The organism is Amycolatopsis sp. NPDC043885 (assembly GCF_056435685.1).
The window spans coordinates 81,640-97,671 of record NZ_JBWKEA010000023.1; the positions used below are offsets into that span (position 1 = coordinate 81,640).

Consider the following 16,032-nt stretch of genomic DNA (forward strand, 5'->3'; position numbering starts at 1 on the left):
GACTTCAGCTCCGTCCGCGTGCCGGTGGGGCGGTGCTGGAGCGGACGACGAGTTCGGTCGGGACGCTGATCGCCTCCGCCGCCCCCTCGTCGGACATCCCGGCCAGAAGCGCCGCGACGGCTCGCTTCCCGACCTCGTCGAACGACTGCCGGACCGTGGTGAGCGGTGGCCAGAAGTGGGCGGCCTCGTCCATGTCGTCGAAGCCGACGACGCTCACCTCGCCCGGAACGGACCGGCCCTTCTCGTGGAGCGCTCGCAGCAGCCCGAGCGCCATCTGGTCGTTGGCGACGAAGACGGCGGTGACCGCGGGATCGCCCGCCAGCCGGACGCCGTGGTCGTACCCGGACCGCGACGACCAGTCGCCGGTGAGCGGCGGCGGTACCTTCCGTCCCGCGTCTTCGAGCGTCTCCTGCCACGATTTCCGGCGGCGTTCGGCCGCGTAGGACTCAGGCGGTCCGGCCACGTGCCAGACGGTCTCGTGGCCGAGGTCGAGGAGATGCCTGGTCGCGGCGGTGGCACCGGAGGCCTGGTCGAAGTCGACCACCGGATGGTCGCGCCGCCCGCCCGCGTCGATGACGACGACCGGGAGCCCGTGGGGCAGTTCGATCTCGCTCTGGTCCAGTTCGTGTTGCTCGATCAGGATGATGACGCCGTCGACGGCCTGTTCGTCCAACCTGCTGAAGGCCCCCGACACCTCGCCTTGGGACGGTCTGGTCACCGGCATGAGGATGATCGAGAACCCTTCGCGGGCGGCCGCGGACGCGACGGCGTCGAGGGTCCGGCTGTTGCCGAACGTCGAGAGCGCGGAGATGATCACACCGATGCTGCGGAAGCGGCCGTTGCGCAGCGCGCGGGCGGCGCTGTTCGGCCGGTAGCCCACTCGGCGCATGGCGGCGAGCACGCGTTCGCGCGTCGCCCCGTCGACGTTCGACCTGCCGTTCGCGACCCGGGAGACGGTCTGGCCGGACACGCCGGCTTCCCTGGCGACGTCGGCCATCGACGGCCCGCGGCCGCTCCTGGACATGTTCACGTCAACACGATAGCCTCCGCCGGTCTGATGTTGACGTAAACATCTCGCGAGCCGCGCCTTTCGCTCGGAGAATCCGGAGGGACGATGACGTCCACAGCGGTCGCGCCCACGCCGGCGCCACCCGGCCGTGCGGCCAGCGCGCGCCGCGCCCGCCGCGACTGGCGAGGCTGGCTCTTCGTCGCCCCGTTCATGCTGGTGTTCGCGCTGACGTTCCTGGCCCCGATCGGCTACGCGTTCGTCCTGAGTCTGTTCCGTGAACAGGCTTTCTTCGGGGGCACGACGTTCGTCGGGGTGGACAACTACGCGCAGGTGCTCGCCGACCCGAAGTTCTGGGACGCCTTCCAGCGGGTGCTGGTGTTCCTCGCCGTGCAGGTGCCGATCATGCTGGTGCTCGCGCTGATCGCGGCGCTGGCGATCGACAGTGCCCGGCTGCACGCCGCCGGTTTCTTCCGGGTCGTGATCTTCCTGCCCTACGCCGTGCCCGCCGTGGTCGCCGCGCTGATGTGGGGATTCCTCTACGGCGACCACTTCGGGCTGGCCGCCGACCTGAACCACCTGCTCGGCCGCGATGTGGTGAAACCGTTGTCGGACAACTGGATGCTCGCTTCCATCGGCAACGTCGTCACCTGGGAGTTCGCCGGGTACAACATGCTCATCTTCTACTCCGCGCTGAAGGTGATCCCCAAGGAGCAGTTCGAGGCCGCGGCGATCGACGGCGCCGGCGCGTTCCGCACCATCCTGAGTGTGAAACTACCCGCGTTGCGCGGGGCGATCGTCATCGCCACGATCTTCTCGATCATCGGCAGTTTCCAGCTGTTCAACGAGCCGAACATCATGCGCACCCTGGCGCCCAACGTGATCGGCACCTTCTACACGCCGAACATGTACGCCTACAACCTTTCTTTCGGCGCGCAGCAGTACAACTACTCCGCCACCGTGGCGATCGTGATGGGCGTGATCACCGCGGTCATCGCCTACGTCGTGCAGTTGCGCGGCTCCCGGAAGGGGATGTGATGGCGACGTTCTCGGTGACGAGGCCCCGGAAGTCGCGCGTCCTCACCGCCGTCATGGCGCTGTACCTGATCTACACGCTCGTGCCGCTGGTGTGGCTGGTGATCAACGCGACCAAGACGCAGCCCGCCCTGTTCACCACGTCGGGCCTGGCGTTCGGCGGGCCGTTCGCGTTGTTCGAGAACATCGGCGAGACCTTCACCTACGACAACGGGATCTTCCTGCGCTGGCTGGGGAACACGCTGCTCTACGTCGTGGCGGGCGCCGGGGGAGCGACCGTCCTCGCCACCGCGGCGGGATACGGCCTGGCGAAGTACCGCTTTCCCGGCCGTCGTGCGGTGTTCGCGGTCGTGCTCGGCGCGGTCGCCGTCCCCGGCACGGCGCTCGCGGTGCCGACCTTCCTGATGTTCAGCGAACTCGGCCTCACCAACACGCCGCTGGCGATCATCGTCCCGTCGCTCATCAGCCCGTTCGGCCTGTACCTGATCTGGGTGTACGCCTCCGACGCGATCCCCGACGAGCTGCTGGAGGCCGCGCGGATCGACGGCGCCGGGGAGATCCGGATCTTCCTCACCGTGACGCTGCGCCAGCTGGCACCGGGGATCGTCACGGTGGCCTTGTTCACCGTGGTGTCCACTTGGAACAACTACTTCCTGCCGCTGATCATGCTCAGTGAACCGAAGTGGTATCCGCTCACCGTCGGGCTCAACCAGTGGAGCGCGCAGGCCTCCGGGGCAGGCGCCCAGCCGGTGTACCACCTGGTGCTGACCGGTTCGCTGCTCACCATCGTCCCGCTCGTCATCGCCTTCCTGCTCATGCAGCGCTACTGGCAGTCCGGCCTGAGCGCGGGCAGCGTCAAGCAATGATCACCGTCCCGAAAGGACATTCGATGTCGCGAATCCACAGACGCGTCAAGGCCGCCGTCGCCGTCACGCTGGCCGCGGCACTGGCCGTCGGCTGCTCGTCCGGCGCGGACGGCCCGGCCGCCGGGTCACAGGACTCGGTCGACGCCGCGCTCAAAGCGGGCGGCACGATCACGTACTGGAGCTGGACGCCGTCCGCGAAGGACCAGGTCGCCGCGTTCGAGAAGGAGTTCCCGAACGTCAAGGTCAACTACGTCAACGCCGGTACCAACAAGGAGCAGTACACCAAGCTGCAGAACGCCATCAAGGCAGGCTCCGGGGCGCCGGACGTCGCGCAGATCGAGTACTACGCGTTGCCGCAGTTCGCGCTCACCGAGTCGCTGGCCAATCTCGATCAGTACGGCTTCGGGGCCTTCGAAAAGGACTACGCGCCCTCGACCTGGTCCAGTGTCCGGGTGAATAACGGCCTATACGGCCTCCCGCAGGACTCCGGCCCCATGGCGCTGTTCTACAACAAAGAAGTCCTCGACGCCCACGGCATCGCCGTGCCGAAGACCTGGGACGAGTACATCGCCGCGGCCAAGAAGCTGCACACGGCCGATCCCGGCAAGTACCTCACCTCCGACACCGGCGACCCCGGCTTCGCCACCAGCATGATCTGGCAGGCGGGCGGAAAGCCGTTCACCTCCGACGGGCGGAACGTCAAGATCGACCTGGCCGACGCCGGTACCAAGAAGTGGACCGCCACCTGGAACCAGCTGGTCGAGGGCAAGCTCCTCGCCCCGATCAAGGAGTGGTCCGACGACTGGTTCCGCGCACTCGGTGACGGCACCATCGCCTCGCTGGTCACCGGCGCCTGGATGCCGGGCAACTTCAAATCCTCGGTCCCCGGCGGCGCGGGCAAATGGGCGGTGGCACCGATGCCGACCTACGACGGGCAGCCGGTCACCGCGGAGAACGGCGGCAGCACGCAGTCGGTGCTGAAGCAGAGCGGCAACCCGGCGCTGGCGGCGGCGTTCGTCCGCTGGCTCAACCACGGCAACGGCGTCAAGCCGTTCATCGCCAGCGGTGGTTTCCCGGCGACGACGGCCGACCTGAACTCGCCCGCCTTCCTCGACCAGGCCGATCCCTACTTCGGCGGCCAGAAGATCAACCAGGTACTCAACGACGCGTCGAAGAACGTCGCGAAGGGCTGGAGCTACCTGCCGTACCAGACCTACGCCAACAGCGTGTTCAGCGACACCGTCGGCAAGGCCTACCTCGGCGGCACCTCGCTCGACGCCGGACTGAACGCCTGGCAACAGGCGATCGTGGACTACGGCAACCAGCAGGGCTTCACCGTCAGCGCGGGGTGAGGCGTGGGCATCGAGATCGAAGCCGACGTTTCCGACGTGATCGGACCGGTGCCGCGGCGGCTGTTCGGCTCGTTCGTCGAGCATATGGGCCGGTCCGTCCACACCGGGATCTTCGAACCGGGACACTCCACTTCGGACGGTCAGGGCTTCCGTGGCGACGTCCTCGGGCTGGTCCGCGAGCTGGGTCCGTCCGTCGTCCGCTATCCCGGTGGGAACTTCGTTTCCGCGTACCGCTGGGAGGACGGCGTCGGGCCGGTGGAAGGGCGCCCCGTCCGGCTGGATCCCGCGTGGCACAGCGTCGAGTCGAACCGTTTCGGACTGCACGAGTTCGCGGCGTGGGCGGAGGCCGCGGACGTCGAGGTGATGTACGCGGTCAACCTCGGCACCCGTGGCGTCCAGGAGGCCGCCGACGTCCTCGAGTACTGCAACCACCCTGGCGGAACGGAACTGAGCGAGCGGCGGCGCGCGAACGGTGCCGACCGCCCGTTCGGCTTCCGCCTGTGGTGCCTCGGCAACGAGATGGACGGACCGTGGCAGGTCGGCCACAAGACCGCGGACGAGTACGGCCGCCTGGCCGCCGAGACCGCGCGTCTCATGCGGATGATCGACCCCGGCGTCGAGCTCGTGGTCGCGGGGAGCTCGAACAGTGAGATGCCGACGTTCGGCGAATGGGAGCGCACCGTCCTGGAGCACACCGCGGGGCTTGTCGACCACCTCTCACTGCACGCCTACTACCAGGAACACGATGGCGACCTCGCGAGTTACCTCGCCAGCGCCGCCGCCCTGGACGGCTACATCCGGACCACCGGCGGGATCATCGACGACGTCCTCGCGAAGGCCGGGCTGGACAAGAAGATCGGCATCAGCGTCGACGAGTGGAACGTCTGGGATCAGCGACACTGGAACGAAGTCGAGCAGCGAGAACTGATCGACGCAGGCTGGCGTGAACATCCCAGGATCATCGAAGACGACTACACGGTCACCGACGCGGTCGTCGTCGGTTCCCTGCTCGGTTCCCTGCTGCGCAACGTCGATCGCGTCACGATGGCCAACCAGGCGCAGCTGGTGAATGTCATCGCGCCGATCCGGACCGAACCCGGTGGCCGGGCGTGGCGGCAGTCGACGTTCCACCCGTTCAGCCTCACCTCGGCGCTCGCCGGGGGGAACAGCCTCTGGCTCACCGTCACGGGTGACACCGTCCACACAGGACTTTGTGGCCGCGTGGACGTCGTCGACGCGGCGGCGACCTTCGACGACGACGGCCGCTGTGCCGTGTTCCTGACCAATCGCGCCACCGCGTCCGCGACCGGCGCGCGGTTGCGTATCCGCGGTGCCCGGCTGACGCTCGCGGAGACCTGGACCGTCGCGGTCCCGGACGGGCACGACCGTCATCTCACGAATTCCGCCGACGCGGAGCCGATCCGGCCCGTCCCGTTGCCCGGCGCGACCGCCGGGCACGATCCGGAAGGAACCACCATCACCGTCACCCTCCCACCCCTTTCCTGGACCGCGTTCCGGCTGACCGCGGAGGTGGTCCGGGATGCCTGAGTTCGCCATCGGGGAGACCGACTTCCTGCTCGACGGGAAACCGTTCCGGATCATTTCCGGGGCGCTGCACTACTTCCGTGTGCACCCCGATCTCTGGGCCGATCGCATCGACAAAGCCCGCCGAATGGGTCTCAACACCATCGAGACCTACGTCGCCTGGAACGCGCACTCGCCGGAGCAGGGAGAGTTCGATGTCACCGGCGGCCTCGACCTCGACCGGTTCCTCAGGCTCATCGCCGAGGCGGGGATGTACGCGATCGTCCGGCCAGGGCCGTACATCTGCGCGGAGTGGGACAACGGCGGCCTGCCGACCTGGCTGCTACGGGACACCGAACTTCGCGTCCGTGAGTTCGAACCGCGTTACCTCGCCGCCGTCCGCGGCTATCTGGACGACGTGTACCGCGTGGTGGCGCCGCACCAGATCGACCGGGGCGGACCGGTGCTGCTCGTGCAGGTGGAGAACGAATACGGCGCTTTCGGTTCCGACAAGCGGTACCTGTCCGCGCTGACCGACCACACCCGCGCCGCCGGGATCACCGTCCCGCTGACCACGGTGGACCAGCCGATCCACGAGATGCTGGCGAACGGCGGGCTCGACGGCGTGCTTCACCGGACGGCGTCGTTCGGCTCGCAGAGCACGGCACGGCTGAAGACCCTGCGGGAACATCAGCCGACGGGTCCCTTGATGTGCAGCGAGTTCTGGAACGGCTGGTTCGACCATTGGGGTGCGCACCACCACACCACTTCGGTCGACGGCTCGGCGGCGGATCTCGACGCGCTGCTCGCGGCCGGTGCCTCGGTCAACCTCTACATGTTCCACGGCGGCACCAACTTCGGACTCACCAACGGGGCCAACGACAAGGGCGTCTACCAGCCATTGGTCACCTCCTACGACTACGACGCCCCGCTCGACGAGGCGGGCGACCCGACGCCGAAGTACCACGCCTTCCGCGAGGTGATCGCGCGCTACCACAAGGTTCCCGACAGCGTTCCGCCCGAGGCCCGGCCGGCGCCGACGCCGGTCGCGGCACTGAGCGACCCCGCGTGGCTGCTCGACTCGCCACACCGCTGGGGGACCGCGCAGGAGCACCAGAGCCTGCCCACCTTCGACGAACTGACCCCGGCTCCGCGTCTGGCGTTCCTGCGGACGACCGTCGACGCCGGGAAGCCGGGCGTGCTCACCTTCCACGAGGTGCGGGACCGGGCGACGGTGTTCTTCGACGGCGATCGCCTCGGCACCCTCCTCCGCGAGCACCACGATCGCGCGATCCGGTTGCCCCGGGCCCGCGGTGAGCTCCTGGTCCTGGTGGAAGACCTGGGAAGGGTGAACTACGGGGAGCGGATCGGTGAGGCCAAGGGGATCATCGGCGGCGTGCGCCTGCACGGTGAACCCCTGACGGGCTGGGAGGTCATCCCCATCGACGTGCCCGCGCTGCCGGATCTCCTGCCCGGGGTCTCCGCGGGCGAGCGCCCGGCGGGGCCGTTGTCCGGCCCGGTGGCCGTGCGGGGCGGATTCGATCTCGACGAGCCAGCCGACCTCTTCCTGGATACCGGGCACTGGGGCAAGGGAATGGTCTGGATCAACGGGTTCCTGCTCGGCCGCTACTGGCGGCGCGGTCCACAAAGGACGCTGTACGTGCCGCGGCCGGTGGTCCGGGCCGGGCGCAACGACCTCGTCGTGCTGGAGCTGGACACGATGCTCGAACCCGAGGCGAGTTTCGTGCCCCGGCCGCTGTTGGGACATACGGAGGCTTGAGCCTCGCCTGAGGTACGTGAAGGCCTCCTTGCCTACCTTCAGGGTAGGCAAGGAGGCCTTCACCACCACCTGGGCCGGCCACTTCAGCTGACGTTGCGAAAGTGGCTTTCGCAACACGCCACCTTTGCCTTACCCCTCAATAACCGTCCTTACCACTCACGAGACCGGCCACCTATAGAGCCGGGTACGCGTTCTTCAGCAGCTCCTGGAACTGGGCGGAGAACCAATGCCCGGAAAGCGGCGCGTCGGGCAGGGCGCCGGACATGTTGTTCTGGTTCCGCGGGTTACCGGTGTACGTCGGATCGCACATCCGGTCGAAACCCTTGCCCTCGGTATTCGGGATCTCCTTGCTGGCGCCGTCGGATTCACCCGGCGGCTTGATCCAGACGTAGGCGTCGATCCCGGCTTCCGGCGCGGCCTTGGGGCGTTCGCCGAGCCCGGCGCCCGCCTGGTTGCACCAGTTGCCGAGGTGGATCCGGCGGTCGGTCCTGCCGCCGTTCACATAGGCGTCGACCGTGGTGGACGGTCCAGGACCGGACGGCCGCGCGGTGCCGCCCCAGCCGTTGCGCGAGGTGTCGATGAGCATGCCGACGTCCGCCGGGAAGCCCGCCCGGATCGCCTCCTGCCGGAACGCCTGGGCGTAGGACAGTTCGTCGACGTAGCGGTTCCAGTCCACCCACTTCGACGTCCGCACCGAAGTGCCGCCGACACTGTCGTTCACGGTGAAGTACGGCTCCCTGAGCGCCCCGTAGTTCGCGGTGTTCGCGATGAAGCCGTGCACGTTGGCCACTGTGCTGCCGGAACTCTTCGCGGCCTGTGCGAAGAGCGCGGCGGACGGGCCGAGGTTGTCGTCCCAACCGAGCCAGCCGTGGTGCCCGGCGTCGATGTAGTTGTAGACGTTGGGGATCGCGCCGAACTTCGCCAGGGCGTAGCCGACACCGGCGACGTAGTTCCCGTTGGCCTTCATGACGTCGCATTGGGGCGTGGCGGTCGGCCGTGGTGTCACGTTGGTGACGAGGTTCGGCAGGGAGTCGATCTCGATCACGGTCACCACCCGCAACGTCGCGTACTTCGGATCGGCGAGGATCGTGGCGATCGGGTCGATGTACTCGGCCTGATAGCGCGGGAGTTCGTCCGCCTTGAGCTCGCCGTTCGACGCGAGCGCGGCGCAGTCACGGCCGGGCAGGTTGTAGATCACCAGCTGGACGACCAGCGGTTTCCCGGCGGCCTGCTGAAGCGCTCCGTCGAGATGGGCGCGCAGCCCGCGGCTCGTGCTCGTGCCCTCGATGGCGGCGATCCGGTCGAGCCAGACTCCGGTCGGCTGGTTCGCGATTCTCGCGCCGCCAGGTTCGGCGGCGGCCTTCGCCGACCATTCCGGGTTCACGTACACCCCGGCGCCCGCGTAGGGGTTGTCCGCCTTGGGGCCGCCAGGACCGGGAGTCGTCGTGGTCGTGGTGGTGGGCGTGGTGGAACCGGTGCAGGTGGTGCCGTTCAAGGTGAAGACGGCGGGTTTCCCGTTGGTGCCGGAGTAGCTGCCGTTGAAGCCGGGTGAGACGGCGGCGCCGGTGCCGAGCGAACCGTTCCATCCCACGTCCCGGACCGTCACTCGCGTGCCCTGCTGGCCGAAGCTGCCGTTCCAGCCCTGCTGCACCTGCTGGTTTCCGGGGAAGTCCCAGCTCAGCGTCCAGCCGCCGCTGATCGGGTCACCGAGGTTGGTGACGGTGACGGTGGCCCCGAAACCGGTGTCCCATTGGTTGGTGATCGTGTAGTCGACCTTGCAGCCCGGTGCCGCTTCGGCGCTCGAGCCCAGCACCACCGGCACCGCCACCATCGCGAGTACCGCGCCGACGGCCGATGGTGCCGAAACACCCTTTCTGCGGAATCTCATGCGTCGCCTCCTTGCGACCGGAATCCGATTTATGGGAGCGCTCCCATTGGGACCGTAAAGGGGTGGCCGGGCCGTGACAAGGCCGGGCGAGCCAAAATGTGGGATCGCTCCCGGAATACGTCCTGACGGCGGCGAGCCTTCACCCGGACAGCGGGCGGTGACCGGAGATGGCGGGGCCGTGTGGGATCGTGAGCGGATGAGGATCTTGCTCGTGGAGGACGAGCGACGGCTGGCCGAATCGCTGCGCGCGGGGTTGAGCGCCGAGGGCTACGCCGTGGACGTCGCGCACAACGGCCGCGACGCGCTTTGGTACGCCGCCGAACATCCGTACGCCGCGATGGTCCTCGACATCATGCTGCCCGGACTGAACGGGTACCGCGTGTGCCGGAGGTTGCGCGAACGAGGCGACACCACCCCGATCCTCATGCTGACCGCGAAGGACGGCGAGGACGACGAGATCGAGGCGCTGGACACCGGCGCCGACGACTTCCTCCCGAAGCCGTTCTCCTACGGCGTCCTGCTCTCCCGGCTCCGGGCGCTGATCCGGCGCGGGGGAGCGACCCGGCCGGGCACGCTCCGGCTCGGCGACCTCGAACTCGACCAGGCGAGCCGTGTCTGCCGTCGTGGCACTGCCGAGATCCCGTTGACCACCAAGGAGTTCGCTCTCCTGGCGTATCTGATGAAACGACAGGGCGAGGTGGTCACCAAGGCCGAACTGCTGGAGAACCTCTGGGATTTCGCCGCGTCGGCGACCGCGAACCTCGTCGAGGTCCACGTGAGCGCGCTGCGGCGAAAGATCGATCTGCCGTTCGGGGCGGAGACCATCCGCACCGTGCGCGGCGCCGGCTATCACGTGGTGGGCTCCAGTGCCTAGGTTCTCGCGGTCGACCCGGTTCCGGGTCGCGATGACCGCTTTCCTGGCGTCGATCATCGCTCTGGCGGTCGTTTCTGCGTGGCTGGTGCTCGATGCCCAGAACCGGCTGGGCAACGGCGCCGCGCAGGTGGCGAGGGAGCGCGCGGCCGCGGTCGTCCAGGTATTGAACTCCGGCGCCGCCCCGGCCGATCTGCGGCTCCTCGTGCGGGCTTCGATCTACGAGGTGACCACCCAGAACGGCGAGCGGGTCGCGTCCTGCCCCGGCCTGCGTTCCGGGGCGATCGTCCCGGACGGAGGCTTCGAGTACGGCGACAGTGTCCAGAACCTCAAGCCTGGCGACGTCGACCTCGCCAGCCGGGAATCCGTCGGCTGCGCGAGTGCGCTCGGGGAAGATCCAGAAAGAAACGGACTCCGGCTGCACGTGGCGGCCACCGTGAGCGGCGACAGCAAGTACCGGATCTACGGCGCCGCCGTGGTCGACGAGTCCGGACAGGCGGCGCTCGACGCGGTGCGCGTGACGTTGCTGGCGGGTGTCCCGGTGATCGCGCTGCTGATCGGGGCGGTCGCGTGGCTCGCGGTACGCCGTTCGCTGCGGCCGGTGGAGGCGATCCGCTCGGAGGTCGCGGAGATCGGCGCGCACGACCTCTCCCGGCGGGTCCCGGCCCCGGACAGTGCCGATGAGATCGCGAAGCTCGCCGAAACAATGAACACGATGCTCGCCCGTCTGGACACGGCGGTCACCCGGCAGAGCCGTTTCACCTCGGACGCGTCGCACGAACTGCGCACTCCGCTGGCCTCCCTGCGGACCCAGCTCGAGGTGTTGCTCGCCCATCCGGACCGGCTGGACTGGCGCGACGCCTGCCGCAACGCGCTCCTCGACATCACCCGGCTGCAGGATCTCGTCGGTGACCTCGTGCTGCTCGGCAAGCTGGACAACGCGGGGCCGGAGCGGACCACGCCGGTGCGACTGTCCGAAGTGGTCGATTCCTGTCTCTCCGGGCGCCAGGGTGTCCGGGCGGAGATCGACGGGGATCCGGTGGTCCTCGGCGACCGCGGCAGGCTGGAGCGGTTGCTGCGCAATCTGGTGGACAACGCGCAACGTCATACCCGTACGGGCGTCGAGATTCGGGTGTCCACTGTGGACGAATTCGCCGTGGTCGCGGTCACCGACGACGGGCCGGGCATTCCCGCCGCGGACCGTGAGCGGGTGTTCGATCGCTTCGTGCGTCTCGACGACGGACGTGCGCGTGACGACGGTGGCGCGGGCCTCGGGCTGGCGATCGTCGCCGAGATCGCCGAGGCGCACGGTGGAACCGTCGAAGTCGCCGACCACGACGGCGGCGCCCGGCTCGTCGTCCGCCTGCCGTTGGCGAAAGCGCGAAGCTGAAGACGCCTTCAGCTTCCTTAAGCTTCGGTTCAGCGTCCGCGAACGAACCTTCGGGGCATGTTCGCTCTTGCACGCCGCTCCTGGTGGCGGCCCCTCGGCCACGCCGACTACCTGGCCTCGTCGTGGTTCCCCGGCCTCACCGGCGTACGCGCGCTCGCCGCCGTGGCCGTCGTCTTCTTCCACTACGGGGGCCCGGTCGTCGACCGCCTCCAAGGCTGGATCGCCGTGCAATTGTTCTTCGTGTTGTCCGGCTTCCTCATCACGACGCTGGCCCTGCGCGAGGAAGACCGTGACGGCCGGATCTCGTTGCGCGGGTTCTACCTTCGCCGGGTCTTCCGGATCATGCCGGTGTACTTCCTGTTGCTGGCGCTGACCACGGTCGCGGTCCTGCTCGGCGGGACCTACCAGAGCAGCAGGCTCGCCGACGCCATGCCGTACTACCTCGTCTTCGGCAACGAACTCGTCGACTTCAACACGCCCTATCCGACGTCGTGGTCGCTGGGCGTGGAGGAGAAGTTCTACCTGGTCTGGCCCGCGCTGCTGGTGCTGACTTCGTTCGCGCGAAGCGGGAGGGCGGTGCTGCGTCTGCTGCTGGGCGCGTCGGCCGTCCTGGGTGTCGTGCTATTCGCGTTGCCCCTGGCGCCCTCGCATACCTGGGCGAGTCTTTCGGTGCACTATTGCTCGCTGGTCATCGGCTGCCTGCTGGCGATGACGCTCCACCATCCGCGCGGGTTCGCCCTCGTCCGGCCGCTGACCAGCCCGGTCGTCGCGACGGTCATCGGCTGCGGGTTCGTCGTGCTGCAGTTCTCCGTCGGCCCGCTGGCGAAGGCACTGGGCGGGCATTGGCAGTTCGTGGTGCCGGTCTACGCGGCGGGCTCGGCACTGCTGCTCGTGGCCGTCGTGTCGCCGGGGCCGGTCCGGACGTTGCTCTCGAGCAGGCCGATGAGCTTCGTCGGAGACCGTTCGTACGCGCTCTACCTCGCCCAGACCGGCGCGGCCGGGGTCGCGGGCTGGCTACTGCCCAGCGGGCCGGCCAAGGCCGCCGCGACCACCGGCGTCGCGTTGCTGTTCGCCTGCGCACTGCGCCGCTGGGTCGAACAGCCCGCCATCGCCTACGGCCGGAAGGTGATCGGACGACACGCGCCCGCCGTGCCTCCGGTTGAGGCGACGGCGGGCGCGAGGCCGACGTCAGTGGTGCGCGGCGACCGCACCGGTGCCGGCGCTCTTCTTGACGAAGAGCGATCCGACGAACGCGGCCAGGCCTATGCAACCGGCGACGATGAACGTCGTGCGGATTCCGCCCGCGTCGGGACTGACCGCCCCGGCCGTGGTCGTGCTGGCCGTGGCCACCGCGATGAACATGGCGGTGCCGAGCGCGCCGGCGAGCTGCTGAAGGGTGGCGAGGATCGCGCTGCCGTGTGAATAGAGGTGCTCGGGCAGCGAACCGAGGGATTCGGTCATCAGTGGCGTCATCATGAGGCCGAGCCCGCCCATCAGCAGGACGTGGATGGCGATGACCGCGATCAGTGGTGATCCCGCGCCGAGCAGGGCGAACAGCCACAGCGAGATCGCCATCGCGGCCGCGCCGGGGATGACCAGCGGCCGGGGGCCGAAGCGGTCGTAGAGCGCGCCGACCGGGCGGCCGAGCAGCCCGAGGACCAGGCCGCCGGGAAGCACCGCGAGCCCGCTGACGAACGTGCTGGTGTGCAGGACGGTCTGCAGGTACAGCGGGAGCAGGATCGCCGCGGCGCCGAGCAGGCACATGAACAGCAGGGCCGTCAGCACCAGGGAGACGACGAAACTGCGGTGGGTGAACGGACGCAGGTCCAGCAGCGCGCGGTCTTCCTTCTGGAGACGCAACTGGCGCCAGGTGAACACCACGAGTGCCACGGCACCGACGGCGATCGGCGCCCACGGCGGCACGGGCTGATGCCCGCCGGCGGATTCGCCGGACACCGACAGGCCGTACAGCACGCCGCCGAAACCGAGCGCGGACAGGACCACCGACAGGACGTCCAGCGGCACCTTGCGGGTGTCGCTGTCCAGCCGCAGCCGCACCATGCCGACCACCAGGGCGGCGAGCGAGAGCGGCAGCACGATCCAGAACATCCAGCGCCAGCCGAGCGACGACAGCACGGCGCCGCCGATGGTCGGGCCGATCGCCGGAGCGACCGCGATGACGATGGTGATCGTGCCCATCGTGGCACCGCGTTTCTCGACCGGGACGAGGCGCATCACCGTGGTCATCAGCAGCGGCAGCATCACCGCCGTCCCGCAGGCCTGGATGACGCGGCCGGTCAGCAGGAGGGCGAAGCCCGGGGCGAGCGCGCTGACCAAGGTGCCGGTGCTGAACAGGGTGAGCGAGGCCAGGAACACCTGGCGCGGGGTGAACCGCTCGAGCAGGAACCCGGTGGTCGGGATGACGACCGCCATGGTGAGCAGGAAGCCGCTGGTCAGCCACTGGACGGTGGTGGTCGGAACCTGGAGGTCGACGGTCAGGTCACGCAGCGCGACGCTCAGGATGGTCTCGTTGAGGATCATCACGAACGCGGAAAGGACCAGGACCCCGATCAGGAGCCCGGCTTTCGCCGGTGCCCTTTCCTGGTCGTGGGCGGTTTCGGGCAGGGTCTCGGTCATCAGTGAAGGGCTCCTGGAAGGGCGCGGGTCCGCGTGGCCACCTTCGGCGCCGGCGACGGTGACAGCGAAGGCGAGGCTGAGTCTTTCCGTTCAGTCTGCCCGTGTCGGTCGGTGTGTGTCACGTGAATTTCCGTAGTGAGTACGGTCACTGCGCTTTCGGGCAGTACGGAACCGCACGTGAGCGGAACGGTTTTCGGTGGCAGCACGATAAAATCGGCAGGTGACCAGAGCGATCACGGCGGATCGATGGCGTTCGGTGCGGCGAGTCTATCGGGTGACGGGCGCGCGATTCGCGGAACTGGTCGCCCGCGTTCCGGATCCGGACGCGATGGTCACCGCGGAGTGGACGGTGGCCGAAACGGTCGCCCATGTCGCGATGATCGCGAAGATGTACACCTCCCTGGTGCGGGCGGACGGCGCGTCGATTTTGGACGCCCGCGGGCAGAGCCAGGTCGAGAAGACCACTGTGGACACCGTTTCCGTGCTGAACACCTTGGTGTTGCGAGATTTTCGCGAACGCGACATCCAGGTGCTCGTGACCGGATTGCTCGCGGACATCGGAGAAGTACTGCGGGTGACCGAGGACGCGGACCCGGGTGCCCCGCTGGACTGGCTCGGGGGTTCGAAGGTGCCGCTGGCCGGCGTCCTCGCGCACCTCGTCAACGAACTGCAGATCCACGGCTGGGACATCGCCAAGGCGCTGAAACTGCCGTGGACGATCCAGCCGGCTGACGCGGCGTTGTTCTTCGATCTGTTCTTGGTGGGTGTGCTGAGCCACGACATTGGGCACCTTCTCGACACCGACGAGCCGCCGCGGGATCGACGCATCGCCGTGGCGTTCCGGTCCGCGTACACGTCCCCGGTCGTGCTGGTGCTGCATCGGGGGCGGGTGACGCTCGAGGAGCCCGGCGGACCGGTCGACGTGCGGATCTCCTTCGACCCGCCGACGCTGAACCTGATGCTGTTCCACCGGGTCGGCAAGCCGCGTTCCGCGCTGACGCGCAAGATCGTCGTCAGCGGTCCGCGACCGTGGCTGTTACCCGCCTTCCTGCGGGTGGTCCGGCTGCCGTAGGGCTTCGGGTGGCATGAGTGTCAGGTGCCTACCGCCGTTGCCGAACCTCGTGAGTGTCGCCGCCGTGATCGAGACCCGTTGCGGAGCCGGGGATCCGCTCCGCCGGACGTCACGCGACGTGCATGGATCCGTACCGCGGCGAAGTGCACGGTGCGAGACCCCGCCAGGCCGTCAACCGTTGACAGGCGTGTCGAACCGGCGTCGCGAGTCTTCGATGTGGCCGAGGAACCGGTGGGTCCAGTCGCACATCCCGTCGACCGTGGCGCGCAGGCCGTGCCCCGCCTCGGTGAGGGTGTAGTCGACGCGCGGTGGCACCGTCGGGTGCACCGTCCGTTCGATCAGGCCGTTGCGCTCCAGCATGCGCAGGTTCTGGGTGAGCATCTTGTGACTGATGCCCTCGATGTCGTCGCGCAGTTCGGTGAACCGCCGGGTGCGGTCGCCGATCGTCTCGATGATCAGGAGCGCCCATTTGTTGGCGACGTCGGAGAAGATCTCCCGCGCCAGTGAATCCGCCCGCATCAGATCGGCGTCGTCCGAACCTTTGAGCTGCTTGGTCACCATGAGGTTCCCCAGTCACGAAAAAGTGCGTTCTTCCAGGTCGTCGCACACTC

General features: G+C 68.4%; 12 protein-coding genes and 1 pseudogene. 9 read left to right on the plus strand and 4 right to left on the minus strand.

The window, feature by feature from the left end; genetic code table 11:
• Positions 1 to 4 precede the first annotated feature (4 nt).
• Positions 5 to 1,024: a LacI family DNA-binding transcriptional regulator gene (locus tag AC069I_RS39740; RefSeq protein WP_478226166.1), complete on the minus strand. Its 1,020-nt coding sequence runs from the start codon at positions 1,022 to 1,024 to the stop codon at positions 5 to 7.
• Between the two features lie 90 nt (positions 1,025 to 1,114).
• Between AC069I_RS39740 and AC069I_RS39745 the strand changes: the two genes are divergently transcribed.
• The 5 genes from AC069I_RS39745 to AC069I_RS39765 are packed head-to-tail and all read left to right on the plus strand — an operon-like array spanning position 1,115 to position 7,563.
• Positions 1,115 to 2,044 (plus strand): carbohydrate ABC transporter permease, encoded by a 930-nt coding sequence (locus tag AC069I_RS39745; protein ID WP_478226103.1) that lies wholly within the window; start codon positions 1,115 to 1,117, stop codon positions 2,042 to 2,044.
• Positions 2,044 to 2,907: a carbohydrate ABC transporter permease gene (locus tag AC069I_RS39750; RefSeq protein ID WP_478226104.1), complete on the plus strand. Its 864-nt coding sequence runs from the start codon at positions 2,044 to 2,046 to the stop codon at positions 2,905 to 2,907. Before AC069I_RS39745 ends, AC069I_RS39750 begins: the two co-directional genes overlap by 1 nt.
• Positions 2,908 to 2,930: 23 nt before the next feature.
• A complete protein-coding gene (locus AC069I_RS39755; protein ID WP_478267677.1) occupies positions 2,931 to 4,259 on the plus strand; it encodes an ABC transporter substrate-binding protein in 1,329 nt (442 codons plus the stop codon).
• A 3-nt stretch (positions 4,260 to 4,262) separates the two neighbouring features.
• On the plus strand, positions 4,263 to 5,807 hold the full coding sequence (locus AC069I_RS39760; RefSeq protein WP_478267678.1) for an alpha-N-arabinofuranosidase: 1,545 nt from the start codon (positions 4,263 to 4,265) through the stop codon (positions 5,805 to 5,807).
• Positions 5,800 to 7,563: a glycoside hydrolase family 35 protein gene (locus tag AC069I_RS39765; RefSeq protein ID WP_478267679.1), complete on the plus strand. Its 1,764-nt coding sequence runs from the start codon at positions 5,800 to 5,802 to the stop codon at positions 7,561 to 7,563. Before AC069I_RS39760 ends, AC069I_RS39765 begins: the two co-directional genes overlap by 8 nt.
• 172 nt (positions 7,564 to 7,735) lie before the next feature.
• Here AC069I_RS39765 and AC069I_RS39770 read toward each other — a convergent pair whose 3' ends face one another.
• Positions 7,736 to 9,451, minus strand: coding sequence for a glycoside hydrolase family 6 protein (locus AC069I_RS39770; RefSeq protein WP_478267680.1), 1,716 nt, complete (start codon positions 9,449 to 9,451; stop codon positions 7,736 to 7,738).
• A gap of 196 nt (positions 9,452 to 9,647) precedes the next feature.
• Here AC069I_RS39770 and AC069I_RS39775 point away from each other — a divergent pair, with 196 nt between their 5' ends.
• From AC069I_RS39775 to AC069I_RS39785, 3 genes and pseudogenes are all read left to right on the plus strand, one after another.
• Complete coding sequence (locus AC069I_RS39775; protein WP_478226109.1) at positions 9,648 to 10,325, plus strand: response regulator transcription factor; 678 nt, start codon at positions 9,648 to 9,650, stop codon at positions 10,323 to 10,325.
• Complete coding sequence (locus tag AC069I_RS39780; RefSeq protein ID WP_478226110.1) at positions 10,318 to 11,712, plus strand: ATP-binding protein; 1,395 nt, start codon at positions 10,318 to 10,320, stop codon at positions 11,710 to 11,712. The genes AC069I_RS39775 and AC069I_RS39780 overlap by 8 nt, the downstream gene beginning before the upstream one ends.
• A gap of 57 nt (positions 11,713 to 11,769) precedes the next feature.
• A pseudogene (locus AC069I_RS39785) lies at positions 11,770 to 12,735 on the plus strand (acyltransferase family protein); the annotation flags it as partial.
• Between the two features lie 165 nt (positions 12,736 to 12,900).
• On the opposite strand, the gene AC069I_RS39790 reads toward AC069I_RS39785, so the two are convergent.
• On the minus strand, positions 12,901 to 14,349 hold the full coding sequence (locus tag AC069I_RS39790; protein ID WP_478226111.1) for a DHA2 family efflux MFS transporter permease subunit: 1,449 nt from the start codon (positions 14,347 to 14,349) through the stop codon (positions 12,901 to 12,903).
• A gap of 220 nt (positions 14,350 to 14,569) precedes the next feature.
• Here AC069I_RS39790 and AC069I_RS39795 point away from each other — a divergent pair, with 220 nt between their 5' ends.
• Entirely contained in the window at positions 14,570 to 15,421 is an 852-nt protein-coding gene (locus AC069I_RS39795; protein WP_478267681.1) for a maleylpyruvate isomerase N-terminal domain-containing protein, read from the plus strand.
• A gap of 171 nt (positions 15,422 to 15,592) precedes the next feature.
• Here the strand turns inward: AC069I_RS39795 and AC069I_RS39800 are convergent, their stop codons facing one another.
• Entirely contained in the window at positions 15,593 to 15,982 is a 390-nt protein-coding gene (locus AC069I_RS39800) for a winged helix-turn-helix transcriptional regulator (protein WP_478226113.1), read from the minus strand.
• Between the last annotated feature and the right edge of the window lie 50 nt (positions 15,983 to 16,032).

Excerpts from the sequence above, each read along its gene's own strand:
- AC069I_RS39740 (WP_478226166.1), bottom strand. The coding sequence starts at position 1,024 with ATGTCCAGGAGCGGCCGCGGGCCGTCGATGGCCGACGTCGCCAGGGAA.
- AC069I_RS39755 (WP_478267677.1), top strand. The coding sequence starts at position 2,931 with ATGTCGCGAATCCACAGACGCGTCAAGGCCGCCGTCGCCGTCACGCTG.
- AC069I_RS39775 (WP_478226109.1), top strand. The coding sequence starts at position 9,648 with ATGAGGATCTTGCTCGTGGAGGACGAGCGACGGCTGGCCGAATCGCTG.
- AC069I_RS39770 (WP_478267680.1), bottom strand. The coding sequence starts at position 9,451 with ATGAGATTCCGCAGAAAGGGTGTTTCGGCACCATCGGCCGTCGGCGCG.
- AC069I_RS39765 (WP_478267679.1), top strand. The coding sequence starts at position 5,800 with ATGCCTGAGTTCGCCATCGGGGAGACCGACTTCCTGCTCGACGGGAAA.
- AC069I_RS39745 (WP_478226103.1), top strand. The coding sequence starts at position 1,115 with ATGACGTCCACAGCGGTCGCGCCCACGCCGGCGCCACCCGGCCGTGCG.
- AC069I_RS39750 (WP_478226104.1), top strand. The coding sequence starts at position 2,044 with ATGGCGACGTTCTCGGTGACGAGGCCCCGGAAGTCGCGCGTCCTCACC.
- AC069I_RS39790 (WP_478226111.1), bottom strand. The coding sequence starts at position 14,349 with ATGACCGAGACCCTGCCCGAAACCGCCCACGACCAGGAAAGGGCACCG.
- AC069I_RS39800 (WP_478226113.1), bottom strand. The coding sequence starts at position 15,982 with ATGGTGACCAAGCAGCTCAAAGGTTCGGACGACGCCGATCTGATGCGG.